Here is a 15,693-nt window from a genome sequence, read left to right as displayed (position 1 = left end):
GGATCCTGGCACAGCGGTGGCGCGGTGGTCATTTCGGATTGGTTGACAATTCGTTTCCCCGGGGTGTGGGTCGACGCTATCTCGACTCATCCCGGGAATTCAACCCCGTTTTCAACCTTTTCTCAACCAATTTCCGCAGATCAGGGCAACAATTGCATGGCAAGCACAGAATGGAATGCGTTAACGCGGCCAGGCCGGCAGCAGACCGTACATGAGGAAACTATTGATTTGAAACCGATTGGAATGCATCGAATGAGGACGGATATCGATAGTTGAATAGCGGAGTCATATCAGCAGGGCCAGCCGAACGATGGCAGCGACGCCAGCGGGCCACGCCCGCCCCAACGTGTTCTTTCTGTTCCCTGCGGGTAATCCTGGGGAGCCAGTTGGGTCGGATAGTGGCTTCTAGCTGGTAGTTTGCGGCATCGGGGTGGGTTGATTTGACTGACCCACCTAGCGACCCGCCAATGGACCCACCTAACGACCCACCTAACGATCTCCACGATCAGCCAGGCCGCGATAACGCGAGCTGCACCCCCCGTGGCGGCGATCTCCGACAACCCGAAGAAATTGCGAACATCCACCCGTTGTGCCGTGAAATTGCCGTACGGAATCCCATTCTCAATTGAATTCCACAAATAGCGATCAGATATCCGCAAACCCTACTGGGCTAATACCTTACCCGACGAACGCCGAGAAGCACGCACACCTTCTGGCTATTATTGCGTACCGTCAATACTTGGCGGCGGGTGTCGCCTCGAATTCCCGAGGCGGATGTTAGCCTTTGTCCCGCGCGGATTCCGCACTCGAGTCAGGCGAGAGACTTCCCCATCCTCGCCTCCGCCTCATCAGACGAGCTTTTACCTTAGACCCAGCGTTTCCGCCTATCTCATCTCGAGTGTTCGCCGAGGCGTTTTCTCGGCCATTACGCATCTCGGATAGAAGACTCCGGTTTCAGTGCCGGGCTTGTTTTTGGAGCCTTTCTGCAAGGTCTCGTGTTTCTGCGGTGGGTTCTTCTCCTATTTTGGAGAGTTTGTGTGCCAGGAGGCCGAGTGTGCGTTCGATGGCTGTGTGTTCGCCGAGGCGGGCGTGCAGGCGAAGGATGTCGCGCCACAGGAGTTCGTTGAGCGGGTCGTGGTCGAGGGCGGTTTCGAGGAGGTCCAGGGCGCGGCGTGGGTCCTGCTCGACCACGGTGGCGGCCAGGGCGCCGACCGCGGTGATGGTGTCGCGGCGGGCGGATTCCCGGATCGGTGCTACCCAGTCCGCTGTGAGATCTGCGGCCAGGATCCCTCGGCAGGAGGTGTCGATGATGTGGCGGCACGCTTCACCGCGCTCCGTGCCGTTGCCCGCGTGGCGGCGTTGACGTACCGCGCGAGCGAACTGCTGGTAGTCGGTGGCGATGATGGTGTGGTCGAGCTGATAGCGGATGTGGTCGCCGGCCAGAATCCGGGGCACCGTGCCGTCGGTCGCGTCTCTGATGGAGGCGGTGAGTCGGCTGATCGCGGTGTTGAGTGCGTTGACCGGTCGGCGGGGGCATCGTTCCCCCCACAGATCGGCGATCAGGGCCTCGCGGGAAATCCCTTCTGGGTGCAGGGTCAGCAGGGCCAGCAGTTCGCGGCTCCGGGGCTGCAAGTGGGTGGTGATGTCGACAACGCCGTCGTCGCGGTGCCAGCAGACACGTAGCGGCCCGAACACCTCGACTGCCAGGGTCGGCCCACCCGGTGCCGATTCGTTTGCCGTGGTGGCGACGGGGGTAGCATCACGCGCAACGGGCACTGTCTCCGTAGGGGGCTGGCCGGTCTCGGTGACCTCGAGACCGAGGTCGTCTACTGGGGATACGGCCGGGGCGGCGTCCTGGCCCGGGATTCGATCGGGAACTGGCTGGCGGGCTCGATACACCCGGGGCGAATCCGCCCGGATGCAGACCCCGAGACCGTGACGCCACCGGCCCGGTAACCGGGGCCACGGTGACGGTTGCCGGCCTAGAAGCGGATTCGAGTGTGCTGGGGTCAGTTGTGTGTGCAGTGCGGCGGCAACGACGCGGGCAGCCGCTGCGAGCCCGTTGCGTCCTCGGCGGGAGTATCGGGCGCCGGTCAGCAGCGCTTCGGCACCGAGGCGGTCGAGTGGAAGCCTGCCGAGCACCGGGACTCCGAGAGGCTCGGCGAACTCGCCCGTGCGATCCGAGCCGACCAGCAGCACCGCGCAGCGCCGACAGCCGGCGGTGACCTCGCGGACGCGCCGGCCGGCGCGGACGGGGTCGGCGAGGTCGCCACGGACCACGACGATCAGAACGTCGGCGCCAGCGGCGATCGGAGTGGCGGGCGAGGCCGGATCGGCGAGACCGCAGTCGGCGATGACCACCAGATCTGCCAGCCTTGGGACTGCGGCGGCGGGCATGCTCACCGGGGCCGTCAGCGTCGCTGCCATGGCATCGGCACTTGGAGGTGCGGCGAGGAACGGCACACCCGAACCCAGCGTCTGGACGTGCTCCCACAACTGTGTCGAAACCGGAGAATCTCCTGGTGACTGGGTGGTGGCAGCGGCAAGGCTGGCCAGTCCGCGGTGCGGGTCGGCGTCGGCGAGTCGCGCGAGTCGTCCCCCGGCAGGATCCGCCTCCACCACGACAGCGGGTTTCGTGCCCGGCCATGCGTTGGCGAGGGCGACCGCGGTAGTAGTCACTCCGGTGTGAGGATTCAGTCCGGTGAGTGCGATCAGCACGGTCACCGCCCCCTTTGGTTGTTGGTCGCCGATCCAATCGTCACGTTGGGTCGACGATGGGGTACAGGGATGGGGCCCGGCTACTCGGACACGATCGCGGTGATCACCGAGTGCCGGTCGAGTTGTGTGGTGGAGATCCGTTGCCGCCACACCCGTGGTGCCGCACCGGGCGGGGTGTCGGTGATCTCGACCGCGTACAAGCCGGGGTTCAACCGGCGGATCCGGGCACAGTAGGTGGTGCCCAGCGGCGCCGAGTCGATGCCGGCCTGGATGGTGGCGGCATCCGATATCGCGGCGTCGGCCGCGACGACTTCGCGAGCGAGTACGCCGTCGCGGGCGTGGTAGTAGGCGGCCTCGAACGCAGCAATTGCCGCTGCGCCGGTGGCCGGCCGTAGGGGGCGAGGCCCGGCTACGGCTTCGGTGGCCTCGATGGTTTCGGGACCACAAGCGGCGGTGCTCCCGGTGACGGTGAGTGCGTGTTCGAGGCCACCGGGAGAAAGCGAAAGCGCGACGGTGAGAGACATCGGCACGTCAACACCGTGGTCTACGCCGTCGATGCCGGAGATGAGCATGGTTGCCACCACCACGGTGGCAGCGACCACAGCGAGCATCACCACGCCGCCCAGGACGGCTCGCGCCCTACCCGGCCCGCCGGTGCGGTACTCGGAAGTCAGCCAGCGTCGATCTTCCGCGGTATCGGGTGCACCGGCGGAGGCCAGCCATTCGGCTATTTCGGTCGGCGGCGGCCCGTCGAGCACGATCTGCCGGTCATCGTTCGACTCGTCCTGGGGGTCGATTCTTCTCATCACCGATGCACCCCGCTTGGTCAGCCGAGCGCCGGCGGCCATTGCGCCAGCACGTCGTTGAGCACCTGCGCGGCCTGGGACTCGACCGTCTCGACCACGTCGGCGACAGGTTCGCTGACCACCACCGCCGTCACCTCTTCGACGATCGGCTGGGGTACCGCGGCCTCGACCTCCGCGACCACCACCGGGAGCGGCACAGGCTCAGTGCCGACACCTAGCGCAGCATCCACATCAGGGTCCGCCAGCCCAGCCTGATCCAAGACCTCGGCGGCCTCGGCGACCACGATGTCGTTCCAGTCGCGTTCCCGTTGCGCGACCTCGGATGACATCCCCTCTGGCCGCGGCACACTCACCCCACCGAAATGCAGCGAATCCTCGCCCACCACCGACGCCTGCACCTCGGCGTAACCGTCGCTGGTGCCCGGCTGCGGGTATACCTCGACCACTGGCTGCGCGGGTTCCACAGCCACCTGCGGCTCGATCGCCACCTGCGGCTCATAGCCCATTTCGGGCCGGGACACCGACGGGGGCTCCGACCACACGTGGGGTTCAGGAACTATCCGGGGCTCGGGAACGGCCTCCGGCTCGGGCAGGACCTGGGGTGCCGGTGAGATCGGGGCCGGCATCTGAGCGGGCGCCGGGGTATCGGTCTTCTCATCGGGAGTCGACCGGTCCGGCCCGACAGGAATGGTCCTGGTCCGCGGTTCCGGAACCACGGGGCCTACGACGCCCGCTTGTCCTGGCCGGGGGTCCGAGATCACTCCCGGCTGACCCACTGGACCCGCATGCGCAACCGGTGCTGCGAACACCGCCGCCGCCAACGGGACAAGCGCGGCCATCGCTAGACGATGCCCTGCACAGGCTCCGAATCCAGGTAGCCACCGATGCCTCCGAGACGAGTGCACCACCGGTCCGGTCGCCCCGATGACCCCACCGACCGCAGGACCGCGCAACGAGGTCCACAACGCCCCTGGATGCAAGGCGCAGGCGTGTACCACACGAACATCGACGCCTTGCCCGTCGAGGTAGTCGACAATGACCTCAGCACGGCCGATCACCGGGTCGGCCAACCGCGACGGCGCGACGACAACCACCACCGCAGCGTCGACCCCGTCCGGTCGGCACGCTGGAATGTCCTGGTCGAGCCGGAACACCGCCTCGCAACTCACCACTCGCCTGCCGCGCATCCAGATCACCCAGATCCCCACGGAGGAGCTACGGCCCCCTCCGGCAGCACGCGCTGCCGCCACCACCGCCGCGCCGGACACCGCAGCATCCGAACGGCTGTTCATCGATGTAGTCATGACTTACCTCGCTCTCTGCGTCGGTCACGACCCCGGGGCGGCCCCTCCTCCCACCAAGTCGTGAGATACACCACCCAAACTATGCACGTATCTCGAACTTTTCAAGAATAAAACAGTAACTTTTCTCTGGATGCCGAGGGATTTGGCTCCTGATGGCGACTTTTCCGAACTTTACGGGTACAGTTCTGCTCATGGGAGCCCACGACGAGTTCTTCGCCCGGATGGTGCGCGAGCGGCGTCAGCAGCTGGGCAATCTGACGATGCCGGAGGTGCACCAGCGCGGCGGACCAGCGGTCCCTGCCCAGCAGCGGGCCGACCGTTGCGAGCTGTCGGCCAATGTGCGGCCGAGTACCTTCGCCAAGTTCGACACCGGCCTCGGATGGCAGGAGGGCTCAGCGCGGGCCGCCTACTACGACCGTCGGCCACCGGTGCCGGTCGAGTCCGACACTCCCGCGTTCGAGCCAGGCGCATCCAGCATCAGCCTCAGCCTCGAACAGCTCCTGCCACTACTGGATGCCCAACGGTTTCTCCGAACCGCCCCCATCGCCGAGCTGCCGAACGCGATCGGCAAGCTCGATGATGCCATCAGCGGCATTGTCGGCCCGTTCGTCACGAGCGTCCTCGAAGCCAACCGTGGCACCCAAGTCCATCCGCTCGTCGAGATCGCCTTCGGCGAATCTCTCGCCGCGCCGGTTTCCCCAGATGACCCCGACGCCACGGAAAAGCTGTACCGGCGCTGGCTCATCGGACGGGCGGAAGATCTCGACGATGCCCTGCAGCAAGCATTCGAACAGCGCTTCCAGAAACGCAACCAGGACGCTGCGACCACATCTCGCGCGGTCGCTCCGAACTGAACGCCGGGCCTCACCCTGATAGGCCCGAAATGGCTGCGGTTCTGGCGAAATCCACAACACCCTGGGCACCGGGGTAGGCGTGTGCAAAGCTGTGTCCCGGGACTGACAACGAGCAGACAATACGGGGTGGTGATGGGCGGTTCCCACAATGACACCGGGTCGCCGGTGTCCGGCGATGCAGTCCGCAGGGCGGCGGCACCGTACTGCCTGCCGTTTCTGGCCATCTACGACATCTGGGTGATCCGGCTGAGCAACCGATTCGGGTGGCGGTGCCCCGCGGACACCATGCTCGCCCCATATCACCGCCACGCCGGCCGCCGCCACCTCGAAGTCGGACCCGGTTCAGGCTGGTATCCAGCCCACACCCGATTCCCCGACGACGCCGAGATCACGCTGACGGATCTGAACCGAACCTCCCTCGCCTACGCCGCCCGTCGACTGCGCAAGGCAGGACACACCGTGCACGAAACCGTCGCCAGTGTTCTCGAGCCAGTGCCCGCCCCGGCCGGAGCGGGTTACGACTCGATCGGCATCAACTTCGTTTTACACTGTGTCCCTGGCGATTTCACCGCGAAGGGTATTGCGTTCAGCCACCTTGCCCGGGTGCTCGCGGATGACGGCACGCTGTTCGGCTCCACCATCCTCGGAGACCACACACCGCACACCGGGTTCGGCCGGCTTCTCACCACCACCTACCGGCGCGTCGGCGCCTTCAACAACCGCCACGACACCCGGGCGGACCTCGCCGCAGCACTCGACGCGGCCTTCGGCGAGTATCACCTGACCGACATCGGAGACGTCACCCTGTTCACCGCCTCACAACCGCGTCGATAACCGCTCAGCGGTCGATCCGGAGCTGCCATCCTGGTGGACGGGCTCGGCTACCACGAGGTGCAGCGCGAGCACGAGCGGGGAGGAGCTCGAGATGGACGTGGCGTGGGATGTGCGGCGGCAGGTGATCGTCGAGGCCGCTGAACTCGCCTACCACCAGGGGCCGGACTTGGGCCCGTTCGAGTGTCTTGGTTGCTTCCAGCCGGCAGCAATCTGTCCACGGTGCGGCGCAGAGCTCGGCTCTGCCTTTATCGAACAGCTCGCAGCACCGCAGGTCGCCAGAGTGCGCCTCGAACTGGAACAGGATTTCGCTGCCCGAGAGAAAGCCATGGAGAACGACGTCCTGACACGGGTCCGCGCCGGGATGCGAAACGAGGTCAATCGGCTGCGGAACCAAGCGCAGCGAAGTAGCGAAACCGCGGCAACGGAGAAGCAGCGGGCTCAGGCCGCGACGGTCGCTCTGGCCGAGGCTCAGGAACAACTCGAGCAGATGCAGGCCGAGCAGTCGCGGATGCGAGATCAGATCGCTCGCAGTGAACGCAAACGGGCGCAGCAGGAGGCCGAACGGAAGTATCGTCCGGTGATTCTGGAGTACCAGAACCGGGAGAAGCGGGCGCTGGACCAGCTTGCTCTGGCTGAGAGCAAGATTTCGCCGGGGCCACCACCACAGCCGACGGGAGTCGCCTACCAGCACGCATTCGCTGAGGAACTGCAGCGCCGCTACCCCGAAGATGAGATTTCGGTGATTCGGAACGGTCAGAAGGGCGGTGATGTCCTCCAGATCGTGCGTGTCGACGGCCGAAGCTGGGGATCTATTTTGTGGGAGTGCAAGAGAACCAAGCACTTCAGCTCGGCGTGGATTCCTAAGCTTGTCCGTGATGTTGATCGTGATCACGCCGGTCTCGGAGTGCTCGTGAGCGCGTCGATGCCGGCCACGGTGGATGGTGTGGCAATCCGCGACGGCATCCTCCTGTGTGCCGCCGACCTGGCAACGTACATGTCCATTCCGTTGCGGCAGGCGGTGATCGACAACAAACGTCACGCGATTGCGGGCAAGGCCCGTCGTGGGCGTGCCGACCGGTTGCTCGAATACGTCGACCGGGGCGGGTTCTTCGCCCACCTGCAGCGGATCGTCCAAGACGCGCGCGAAACCCTGGCGACCGGGGCCAAGCTGCGAAATCAAGTACACGCTGCTCTCGCCAAGCTGGACCAGCACCAGCAGGACGTGCTCGACCGAATGTTCACCATGTTCGGCGAGCTCGACGCAGCCGGCGTCGCCGTCCCACCCGCTCTGCACTCAGAACATGTGACCGACCATCGGTCGGCCTCTCCCAACGGTGCACGAAAGGAGGGCCCGTCGACCCGACACCCGACATCGACGGCCTCCCGGACTCGAAACTGAATCCGGCGATATCTACTTGCTGAGACAGGTGGCCTGGACGGCGGGCACGCTTGATCGCAGGGTCGGCCGGTTAATGCGTCGTCAGATCCGTGCGGCGGTCGACTCGTACCCGCAGTCCGGCTGGTTTGAGGGTGATCTGCTCTGCGACGTCGAGGGTGTAGTCACCGTCGATGTGGATCTCGTACTGGTGGAGGACGTGGGCGAGAGTGAGCAGGACTTCGTGATTGGCGAATTGGCGGCCGATGCAGGCGCGGTGCCCGACCCCGAACGGCCTGTATACGCGACGGCGGTCCAGCTCACGCTGCCGCTGAGGGGCCCATCGGTCCGGGTCGAAACGTTCTGCGTCCGGACCCCAGGTTTCCGGGTCGCGGTGCGCATACCAGGTGAGCACGAATACCCAATCGCCTTGCTGGAAGCGGTATTTGCCGTCACCGATCGTGACCTCATGGCGCGCCTCGCGGAAATAACCGGGCGCGACCGGCCACAACCGCAACGTTTCATCGACCACCCGCCGCAGATACCGCAGCTTCGCGACGTCCTCGTAGCTGGTTATCGGCCGGTCGCGCCCCGGGAAATGGTCGTCGACCTCGGCGCGCGCTCGTGCCGCGACCTCGGGATTCTTCGCCAGCTCGTAGAGCGCGAAGGCCAGTGCGCCCGCGCTGGTCTCGTGGCCAGCGACCAGGAACGTCAGGATCTGGTTGCGGATATTGGTGGCATCGAGATGCTCGCCGGTGTCAGGGTCGGTGGTGGTGAGCATGCGGTCGAGCAAATCGTCGTGCTGGCCGACGGTGCCACTGGTCCGGCGTGCGGCGATCACGTCGTCGACGGTTCGGTGCATAAAGGCGATGTCGCGGCGATGCTGCCCGGCGGCGCGCCGTCCCAGGGTGTTCTGCAACAGCGGGGGGAGGTTGGCGTTGCGGTTGATGTAAGTCAGGCCGCGCAGCATGGCTTCGACGAAGGGGTGCGCTTGGCCGGGGGTGTAGGAGAACGAATCGAACGAGTAGCCGAACCCGGTGCGGGCGATGATTTCCAGGGTGAGCCGGTTCATTTCCTCCGCGATGTCGGCGATGTGGTGCGTGTCGCCCCAGGTGTCGAGCAATTCACCGATGGTGGCGGCCATCGTCTGGTGGTAGGAACGCATTGCTGTTTGGGTGAAGGCTGGCGCGAGGATGTTGTGTGCTGCCGACCAGGCCGGTTCGTCGTTGCGGGCGGTGAACAGTCCGTCCCGGGCGACTCGGCGCAGCTTGCGCAGGGGCACTCCGAGGTGCTTGGTCCAGTGGTGTTCGTCGTTGATTTCCGCGATGAGGTCGGCGCCGGAGACCACGATCATCGGCCAATTGGTGATGCGCCGCTCGAAGATCGGCCCCAGCCTTCGGGCATCCCGCCGCGATGTCTGGGTGGGTTTGGCCACGTTCATGGTGAACAGGTCACCGACGACAGGCAGCCTCCACCTCGGATGCGGCAATACTGCCGCCTCGTCCCTGCCGGTCCGGGGCGGACTCATCGCCATCACATCGTGCTCCTACTGGTCGAAGGTGTCGCGCACCGAGTGCTCAAGGGCGTTTCGATCGAGGCGATATGTCGGGCTGTCGGCCACACACCGGCCAGGTCCAGCAGTTCGTTCAGGTCGGTGGTCAAGTCTCGCGGACCGAGCCGAACCGGTTGGAGCCCGGGGCTGGGCTCGTCCTGCGGTGCTCGCCCGGCGTTCTTCTGGTCGATCGCCGCGAGAATTGCCACTGCATAGGACAGCATGCCCTCACGGTCAGGGCCGGCCGGGTATCTGGCTGTGGTGTAAGGCTTGAGGTGCAGGAGAGCGTCGCGGATCTCGACGATCATCCGGTGAAGCCGCAGCGCCGGTTCCACCCCGCCGCCATCTCCTGGTGGGGCGAGCACGATCTCGGGGACACTGGCGGTCAGGTCGCGCCACACGGGCTGCAGGCGGCGGCAATAGCGGCTGGTCCGGTCGTGTCCGGTTCTTATGAGGATTGTGCTCACCAACGGCACTGCTACTGCAGCAGACGCGACAACATTGGCCAAGAAAAAGGTCCAGCCTTTGCTGCTCATATCCGGGTCCGCAGACGGTTGGTTCTGCACGACGGCGAACCCGGTCTGGAATGGAATTGCGAGCGAACTGAGCCCGAGTCCGGCGGCGAGAACAAGTACACCCAGGTACAGCACACGCTCGCGCAGGAACGCGTCGCTGCGCAACTCGCGGAAGCTGATGCGGGCGATTACCCATGCGGTGATTCCGAGCGGCAGATAGAACGCCACCCACGCGATCACCGCCGGCCAGCCCAATGCCTCGTCGATCAGCTGATCGGCACGGCGCGCGGGGGTGCCGGCGATCAGGATCACCGCGGACGCCGAGAGGGCGACGAGGTCATAAACGCGCTGTCGACGCCAGGTATCTGCAGGGTCCGCTCCGTCCCACAATTTCGCAATGCCATAGATATAGGAGACCGATACCAGGATTGCCCCGAACGAAGCTTGGCGGCACAGCTGCACCATCTCGGCATCACCGACGAACCACACGAGGCGCGCGGCCAGGTCTTCGGCCCACGCTTCCCGCATCAGTAGTCCCGCAATCGCTGCCAGCAGAGCCCGGTTGATCAGCCGATCGACGACCTTGTCGCCCAGCAGCCACCACCGTCCGGCGGTGATCGCGGTGACAGCGAACAGCACGGGCCAGGCCAGTAGGCCGGGAATCGGCGAGGTCATCGGTGCCGCCCGAGGAAGAAGGTGGATCGGAACGGCGAGGGTCGTCGCCGCGGCAAGGTCGCCTCGACCATCACCAACCCGGCGAATGATTCGGCAGCCTGTTCGCGGGCGGTCCCATAGTCCCGGCGCCAGAGAACGCTGCGGATCGACGCCGGATCCAGTAAGGGCATCAATGTCTGCAACGGCAGTACATCACCGTCGGGCTCCGGAGTGGACGAGCCATGTCCCAGGAGCATGTGCCCGATCTCGTGGGCGATGATGTGTCCAGCGTGCCATTCGGTTTCGGCCCCGACCATGATGATGTCGTCGTACTCCCGAGCGATCCACAACCCGCTACCGGTCCCGCACCCGGCTCCCGACAACGCATTCGCGTCGATGGGGCACACCGTGATCGGCCGTTGCCGATACTCCGCGACCCGCTTCACGTACTCGTTCGGATCCCACGGCCATGGCACCGGCACGATCCGTGCGGTCTCCTGGACATGTACTGCCGTGTCGTTCATTGCTATTCATCCCTCCCGGTGGCGTCGCGTGTGCGGCGATCTCCTTCGCATTCGGCGTTGTGTCGGTAAAGCACGGCCCGGTCCCTCTGGTCAGGCTGCGCTGTGGTCTGGAGGCGCGAGCCTGGACAGCTCGCGAGTCAAAGCGGTGATATCGATGTCGTTGCCGCGCAACGCCATATGCCTGACGCCGGCATCGCGTGCCGCCGATAGCAACCGCAACTGGCGGTCGACGGGGCGAGCCTCGTCAGAGGTACCGGTGAGATACACCGGCAGGACGTGGAAGTGCTGGGCAATGGCCTGCAGCACCGTGGGGTCGACTCCACCGCTCGTGCTGCCGGTCCGCAGCGCGATGATTTCCTCGGCAAGTATGGTCTCGCCGACGATGGCGCTGACACTGCGAGCGACATCTGCCGGGTCTTGCTCGGGTTCCGTGCGAGGGTGGAACGTGCTGAACAGCCGGTTCACCCTCGTCGGCAACTCGATGATCTCGTCGGCCATTGTGGCTGACTGCCGTTGATCAATGGGCGAGCTTTTCATCGGTACCCTCCCTGGTTGCCTGGATGAGACCACGCTCGGTCCGCAGGACTCGAGCGCTCATCCGGCGTCCGTCAGAGACTGGTACCGGGAATCAGAACTTCGCCATCATAACAAACGCCTATCCGAGGTGGTAGGTGTTCACATTCCGTCAGCTCGGGAGCGGGTCCGGCTGTTCTGGATCGTCAAGCCCGGGATGCCCTGCATCTGTGGGGGCCACCGGGTCGGGTTCGTCGGAGTGCCCTGTCACCCGCAGTTGCAGCACGGCAAGCGCGGGACCCGCGTCAGAGGTTCCGACTATGGCACCGGAGCCGTCAACGACAACCCATCCACCCCCGCGGCGCCTCAACCGCACATCGTGCACTTCAGCGGATTCGGCTTTGCCGGTGAACACGTCGGCGGCGGCGGCGAAGATGCGTTTCACGTCGTCAGGGTGTGGGGTGTCGCGTTGGTCGACCTGCCCTTTCCACTGGACGTCGGGTAGCGGATCGGTGATCCAGCGGATCAACCGCATCTTGGCGATGTCGACCAGCACCATATGGACCTGCGATATGCGCGGTATCGCGGCCAGTGCCGCTGCCTCCAAGCTCATCCCGGCCATCGGAGTCGAGGTTTCGAACAGCAGTCCACGCCACTTCGCTGGAGGCTGTGGGGGCGTGCCAGCGGCCATGACGACATGACCCGGCCTGTTGTTCTTGCCGACTGTTACGGTGACCGCACCGCTCCAGCTGTCACCCGGTTGTGACGACAGCAGCGCCCTGATCAGTGAAAGCCCGTCTGCTGGTTCGACGAAGCGGAAGATTTCTGGTGCCGTGAGTTGCGAGCGCGGCGTCCCGCCGGTCAGCGCCGCCGGAAATTCCGCGAGCCGCAGGTGGGAGTCCCAGGTGAACGCGAAGGCCGACACCGGCCGCTGCTGTGGTTGGGTCCCATCGGGACCCAACCACACATGCGCGCCGTGGAGCGCATTGTCCGGCCCGATCACCGGCACGAGACGGGCGCTGACCGTGTGACCGTTGCGCAGGACGCGATGCGTGGCCGCCGCTTCGGGATGCGACCGCATGTCGGCGATCAGCGCTTCCAGCCATTGTGCAGCCTCGTGCCCTGGGGCTTTGCCGATTCCCAGCTGGTCGGTGACGGCTCGCTCGAAGGAGGTTCGATCTCGGGCTTCGTGATCGCGCGCAACGACGGTGAGCCGACCCGGCTCCAAGGTTTCGATGAGCGTCCATCCGCTTTTCGGCATCGCGTCGATCTCCGAGGTCGCTGATCCTTCCTGGTTGAATCTTTCAACGATCTTAGAACAGCGCGCCGCAACGGTGCTCGAACCGCAGGTCACGCGGTGGATACGGAAAGTTCCGCGAGGGCATAGGTGAGCCACGACGGCCGCAACAGATACTGCTCGCGCGGCTTGACCGGTTTCAGTACCGGGTACTTCTCCAAGACCGCGCGGGCGACATGGACGGCTTGCATCTCCGCCAAGGCGGCACCGATACAGAAATGTCGACCGTGTCCGAATACCAGGTCGTGACGTTCCCGCCGGGCGGGGTCGAGATGAGCCGACCGCAGGGACAAGATCACGGTGTGTCCTCGGGGGATTCGGATTCCGTTGACATCGATGTCGGTCAGCGGGAACCGGCGCAGCGCATAGTTCACCGGCGCCACGGCACCCATCACCTTGCGCACCAGCCGGGCGAACTCCGGCGGTGACCCCAGTAACTCGCGCGCCTCCTCGCAGCGGTACCGGACCAGTTCATCCAGCACCGCAGACGTCAGCGAGGTGACGTTCTCGAATCCGCCGATGATCACGGCAAACGCCAAACTGATCAACTCGTCCTCACTGAGACGGTCCTGCCCGTCGCGGGCTGAGAGCCAGCGCGAGAGCAGATCATCGCCAGGATCGCGCCTCTTGTCGTCGATCACCCCGGCCACCAGCATCAACATCGTCCCCATCGCACCCTGCACCGCCGCGCCGTGCGTCGATGTGTCGATCAAGAACAGAGGCCGGGCCGCTGCACGGAAGGCATCGAGCTTGTCGGCGGGCAACCCGAGCAAGGTGCCGATCACCTGCGGCGGCAACGGCTCGCACAGCCCGCCCATCAAGTCGATATCGCCAGTCGCCGGCAATGCGTCGACCAACTCCGTCACGGCAGCCCGCACCACCTGTTCCTGTGAGGCGTGATGTGCGGGCGCGAACGCCTCGGCCGCCAGTTTCCGTACACGTCGATGCTGCTCCCCATCGATATTGAGCAGGTTCGCCTCCAATGCCGCGGGCAGGTTCTGGCCTCGGAAGCCGGTGGTGGAGTCGGCCTTGGCCGCCGACATCCGGGGATCGGCCAGTAGTGTGGTCACCGCGTCCCATCCGGTGACCACCCACACCGGTGACCCGTCCGGTAGCTCGGCCTCGTGCACACCGGGTTCACTGGTTCTGAGATCCTCGTGAAGTTCGTCGACCGCATGAATTCCCGCCGTGAACGGGCACCGCCCCATCTTCATACCCATCAGTGTGCCAACCCATCAGGAGTCCGCCGTGCCGATCACCACCCGTGCCGCCACCACCGCGGACATCACCGACTGCGCCCAGGTACTCGCCGACGCCTTCCGCGACGACCCGCTCATGAGCGCGATCTGGCCCAACCCGCAGCAGCGCCACCGCGCCCTGCCCAGGTACTTCACCGCCTCCCTGCGCCACTTCCACCTCCCCGGCGGAGGAGTTCGCGTCGCCACCGACCCCGACGGAGTCATCCGCTCAGTCGCCGTCTGGGACCCACCCGCCCGATGGGACCAACCCGTCAGCACCACCCTGCGTGCCGCACCCGACCTTCTGCCCGCCCTCACCAGCCGCACATTCGCTGCGATCACCGTCCGGCGCACCCTCGATCGACACCACCCCCACCAGCCCGAACATTGGTACCTAGCCAACATCGGAACCTCACCCGCACACCAAGGGCACGGCTACGCGACACGCCTGATCACCGATCGCCTGACATCGGCTCCCGCCACCCCTGCCTACCTCGTATGCACCCGGGAAGACAACACCCCCTACTACCAGCGACTGGGGTTCGCGACCACTGAAAGCTTCCATCTACCAGTAGGTGCCAGGCCCACCATGTGGGCCATGACCATCAACATGTGAAGCCGCCAGCCCCGGAATCGGGGCGAGAAGACAACTAGCCAGCCGGAGAAGCCGATTGCCCGATGCGAGGCGCCGGGCTGATATCGAGCGCCTCGAGCCTGGCCACGCCTACGGTTGCCGCTCAAGGCCGCAACCATCACACAGCCCTGCGGACCCGCGCCGAGGTGTGCTTCGATCGCCGCGACGCAGGGCCTCCGGGCATGCCACTACGTCGAATCCGGCCGTTCCACCGGCCGTCGGTGGAGTGGTTTACGGGGGTTGGTGTGTCCAATCCGGGGCCGAAAACGAGGAGTTACCCGTAGAGGCCGCCTCGGCACCGCCTTGGTGCCGGTGGACAGATCTGGACACTGGAGGACCACCGTGAACCGACCCGACCCCCATATCGGAGTGAACCTGCCATCGGGGCACGACCCGATCGACTCGTCGACCGAAGCCGCTGTCGAGCCCGTGCCTGCGGAAACCGATGAGCCACGCCCGGATAAGCATCCGGCCGGTCGGGTCGAACATCGGGATAGCCAGGCGAAGCCACGGGCGCAGCGCGTTTCTGTACGTGACACCCGCCGAGACCCGCCCGATACCCGCAAGCTTGCCCGCCTGCTGTCCAGCCTCTTGACCACGGCAGAAGAGTCACGCAATGAAGACGCGGCACAACCTCCGAAGAATTCATCAATCCTGGATGAAACTACAGAATTCAACTCCAACAAAAAGGCCGCCTGAAATCCCCCGATTCACAAATTTGATAGATCTCGAATTAACGACCACAGAATTAAGGACCACAAGGAATATAACACCCTCTGTCGAATCATAATAATATCGATCGCGAAAATACCGTGACGTCGAGAATAAGGAATCTCCATGGTGAGCGCGTACGTAGGCCCGGGGAACGATGCGGA

At 65.1% G+C, this 15,693-nt stretch carries 14 protein-coding genes; 5 read left to right on the top strand and 9 right to left on the bottom strand.

What is annotated here, in order from left to right:
• Window positions 1-954 precede the first annotated feature (954 nt).
• The 3 genes from DFR74_RS29250 to DFR74_RS29240 all read right to left on the bottom strand — a co-directional run bounded on the left by DFR74_RS29250 (window position 955) and on the right by DFR74_RS29240 (window position 4,012).
• On the bottom strand, window positions 955-2,679 hold the full coding sequence (locus DFR74_RS29250; protein ID WP_138456830.1) for a BTAD domain-containing putative transcriptional regulator: 1,725 nt from the start codon (window positions 2,677-2,679) through the stop codon (window positions 955-957).
• 119 nt (window positions 2,680-2,798) lie between these two features.
• A complete protein-coding gene (locus DFR74_RS29245; RefSeq protein ID WP_138456829.1) occupies window positions 2,799-3,524 on the bottom strand; it encodes a hypothetical protein in 726 nt (241 codons plus the stop codon).
• 20 nt (window positions 3,525-3,544) lie between these two features.
• Entirely contained in the window at window positions 3,545-4,012 is a 468-nt protein-coding gene (locus tag DFR74_RS29240) for a hypothetical protein (RefSeq protein ID WP_147265984.1), read from the bottom strand.
• Between the two features lie 1,007 nt (window positions 4,013-5,019).
• Here DFR74_RS29240 and DFR74_RS29235 point away from each other — a divergent pair.
• From DFR74_RS29235 to DFR74_RS29225, 3 genes are all read left to right on the top strand, one after another.
• Window positions 5,020-5,682, top strand: a complete 663-nt coding sequence (locus tag DFR74_RS29235) for a hypothetical protein (protein WP_043735744.1) — start codon at window positions 5,020-5,022, stop codon at window positions 5,680-5,682.
• 132 nt (window positions 5,683-5,814) lie between these two features.
• Window positions 5,815-6,516, top strand: coding sequence for a class I SAM-dependent methyltransferase (locus DFR74_RS29230; protein WP_051047160.1), 702 nt, complete (start codon window positions 5,815-5,817; stop codon window positions 6,514-6,516).
• 91 nt (window positions 6,517-6,607) lie between these two features.
• Window positions 6,608-7,915, top strand: coding sequence for a DUF2130 domain-containing protein (locus tag DFR74_RS29225; protein ID WP_054814853.1), 1,308 nt, complete (start codon window positions 6,608-6,610; stop codon window positions 7,913-7,915).
• A gap of 70 nt (window positions 7,916-7,985) precedes the next feature.
• Here DFR74_RS29225 and DFR74_RS29220 read toward each other — a convergent pair whose 3' ends face one another.
• The 6 genes from DFR74_RS29220 to DFR74_RS29195 form a co-directional block, all read right to left on the bottom strand.
• Entirely contained in the window at window positions 7,986-9,419 is a 1,434-nt protein-coding gene (locus DFR74_RS29220) for a cytochrome P450 (RefSeq protein ID WP_086007582.1), read from the bottom strand.
• Window positions 9,420-9,424: 5 nt separating this feature from the next.
• The gene (locus DFR74_RS29215) at window positions 9,425-10,633 is read right to left on the bottom strand and encodes an MAB_1171c family putative transporter (RefSeq protein WP_043735742.1); all 1,209 of its coding nucleotides are present in this window, start codon (window positions 10,631-10,633) and stop codon (window positions 9,425-9,427) included.
• Window positions 10,630-11,136, bottom strand: coding sequence for a hypothetical protein (locus tag DFR74_RS29210; RefSeq protein ID WP_043735740.1), 507 nt, complete (start codon window positions 11,134-11,136; stop codon window positions 10,630-10,632). Before DFR74_RS29210 ends, DFR74_RS29215 begins: the two co-directional genes overlap by 4 nt.
• Window positions 11,137-11,226: 90 nt before the next feature.
• Window positions 11,227-11,673, bottom strand: a complete 447-nt coding sequence (locus DFR74_RS29205; RefSeq protein WP_138456826.1) for a hypothetical protein — start codon at window positions 11,671-11,673, stop codon at window positions 11,227-11,229.
• 148 nt (window positions 11,674-11,821) lie between these two features.
• On the bottom strand, window positions 11,822-13,003 hold the full coding sequence (locus DFR74_RS29200; protein ID WP_138456825.1) for a GAF domain-containing protein: 1,182 nt from the start codon (window positions 13,001-13,003) through the stop codon (window positions 11,822-11,824).
• Window positions 13,000-14,160 carry a cytochrome P450 family protein gene (locus DFR74_RS29195; protein WP_138456824.1) on the bottom strand — a complete coding sequence of 387 codons (1,161 nt, stop codon included), beginning with the start codon at window positions 14,158-14,160 and terminating at the stop codon, window positions 13,000-13,002. Before DFR74_RS29195 ends, DFR74_RS29200 begins: the two co-directional genes overlap by 4 nt.
• A gap of 34 nt (window positions 14,161-14,194) precedes the next feature.
• Between DFR74_RS29195 and DFR74_RS29190 the strand changes: the two genes are divergently transcribed.
• Together DFR74_RS29190 and DFR74_RS35650 are read left to right on the top strand one after the other, a co-directional pair.
• A complete protein-coding gene (locus DFR74_RS29190) occupies window positions 14,195-14,800 on the top strand; it encodes a GNAT family N-acetyltransferase (protein WP_232110912.1) in 606 nt (201 codons plus the stop codon).
• Between the two features lie 360 nt (window positions 14,801-15,160).
• The gene (locus tag DFR74_RS35650) at window positions 15,161-15,517 is read left to right on the top strand and encodes a hypothetical protein (protein ID WP_068049976.1); all 357 of its coding nucleotides are present in this window, start codon (window positions 15,161-15,163) and stop codon (window positions 15,515-15,517) included.
• The last annotated feature ends 176 nt before the right edge of the window (window positions 15,518-15,693 follow it).

The sequence above is a fragment of the Nocardia puris genome (assembly GCF_003315035.1).
Lineage (GTDB): Bacteria > Actinomycetota > Actinomycetes > Mycobacteriales > Mycobacteriaceae > Nocardia > Nocardia puris.
This window is presented reverse-complemented; position numbering and strand designations above follow the sequence as displayed.